This is a genomic window from Nostoc sp. 106C, from assembly GCF_002154725.1.
Classification (GTDB): domain Bacteria; phylum Cyanobacteriota; class Cyanobacteriia; order Cyanobacteriales; family Nostocaceae; genus Aulosira.
Window position 1 is genome coordinate 1 of the sequence record NZ_MTAW01000116.1, and the last position, 1,539, is coordinate 1,539.

Annotated in this window: 3 protein-coding genes; 2 read left to right on the forward strand and 1 reads right to left on the reverse strand. The window is 39.0% G+C overall.

All coding sequences use genetic code 11. From position 1 onward, the window contains the following. The first annotated feature begins 262 nt into the window (after positions 1-262). Together BV375_RS16115 and BV375_RS16120 are read left to right on the forward strand one after the other, a co-directional pair. The gene (locus BV375_RS16115) at positions 263-526 is read left to right on the forward strand and encodes a hypothetical protein (RefSeq protein WP_086762189.1); all 264 of its coding nucleotides are present in this window, start codon (positions 263-265) and stop codon (positions 524-526) included. A gap of 106 nt (positions 527-632) precedes the next feature. Next, positions 633-1,004, forward strand: coding sequence for a hypothetical protein (locus tag BV375_RS16120; protein ID WP_086689624.1), 372 nt, complete (start codon positions 633-635; stop codon positions 1,002-1,004). Positions 1,005-1,066: 62 nt separating this feature from the next. Here the strand turns inward: BV375_RS16120 and BV375_RS16125 are convergent, their stop codons facing one another. Further along, a complete protein-coding gene (locus tag BV375_RS16125) occupies positions 1,067-1,483 on the reverse strand; it encodes a hypothetical protein (RefSeq protein ID WP_086762187.1) in 417 nt (138 codons plus the stop codon). Positions 1,484-1,539 lie beyond the last annotated feature (56 nt).

The following is a 1,539-nucleotide window of genomic DNA, read 5'->3' on the forward strand; positions in this document are numbered from 1 at the left end:
TCTTGGTTTTTGTTCGACAGATGAGAACTCTGATCACCTTAACTGAACCGTATTGGGTTAGATCGGGATATAAAAAGTTTGCGATCTACTGAAATTGCCCTTAATTGCCAGAAAACCAAACCCTGCCAAAGCTGCGCTTGATCTCCCTTGTTTACACAATTAAGTACAATTGTACTATAATAAATATAGCGCCCACAAAGCCCGATTAAGTGCAGAATGGCTCTGTGGCAGGTTCTGGAAGATGGATTTAACGATTAGTTCTATGATGAAGCACTACATTCTCAACCTCAACCCCACTGCCAAGCATGAATGGGATCGGTGCATTTTACGCGATCCACTGACTGCGAAGCGCCCAGATATTGCCAAATTAATCGCTGATGCGGTTGGTGCTGATACAGGCAGTTATTTGGTAAGTGTGAATATCGAAGTGACAGTGTTGGAGCAAGCTGCTGTACCACAAGCTGAACAGCTATCGCTCTCATTTCCAGAGATGACTACTCCATCGCAATTACGAGAAGTGGCGTAATTAACAGCACAGGTGAGGAATCACTTCAAAATGCAAAATACTGAATTTGCTCCTCATCTTTAATTATATATTTTTGGTCAAGATTTTTCCAGAGGAAGATTATTTGATTATGCAACTGAGTTATTATCCAGATGCAATAGCACAAGCTGCCCACCGAGTGAATGAACTAGACTCTCAGTTGATGGCAGTTCAACAGCAAATTAACCGATTTGAAGGTAATGCAGATCGTAGCGCCTCCTTTGATATGGATCTAAAAAACGATGCCCAACGTAAGGCTCGTCGCTTTGAAGTGCTGCTAGTTAATCAAGAATATCAAAAGGCAATAGATACACAGCTACGATTAACCGCAGACAAAGCAAATGCACTCGCTCATTTAGAATATCTGCGTAACCAATTTAGTGTAGCTAAGTTAGAAGCAAGATTAGCGATCGCTCAACAACTCACTGATTTTGAATCACGCGAATTAGTAGGATTGTAATACCAATTCAGAAAATATTGGCAACAAATTAATTTTCTTTAGGGGCGCACAACTGTGCGCCCTTACTGACTTGTTTTGATTGAGCCATAAAGTGTGCTTAATTGTTTTTCAACATCTGGTGGCTTATTTGTAAAGTGAATATAAAAACTATTTTCTGTGGCTGGTTCTACAACCTTGGCATAGATATCTTCACTAAATACTGCACTATTAGGCATCAGCAGATTAAGTTTAAGATTAGTTAATGGCGCTAAAATCACAGAAGCTTCAGTTTTATCAAAGCTAATTTCTGCGGCTTTTAATGAAAGCTTAGTTAACTTTCCTTCCATCTTTGAGCTATCAATATGCTTACCATCCAAAGCTGTATATTGTACCAAAATTGCTTCTGGTAAAGCCAAAAATACTTCCTCTTCTTTAGGTAGATAAAGGTTATATGCTCCTCCAATACCACCAATTTGATAAATTGTGATAGGCTGGTGCACACCCAGAAACGTTGAATGTTAAGAAAAACCTGATAAAAATAACCCAAAATATGTTA

What these genes read in the sequence shown, in the direction of transcription:
- BV375_RS16115 (WP_086762189.1), top strand. Translation starts at nt 263, where the DNA reads ATGATGAAGCACTACATTCTCAACCTCAACCCCACTGCCAAGCATGAA.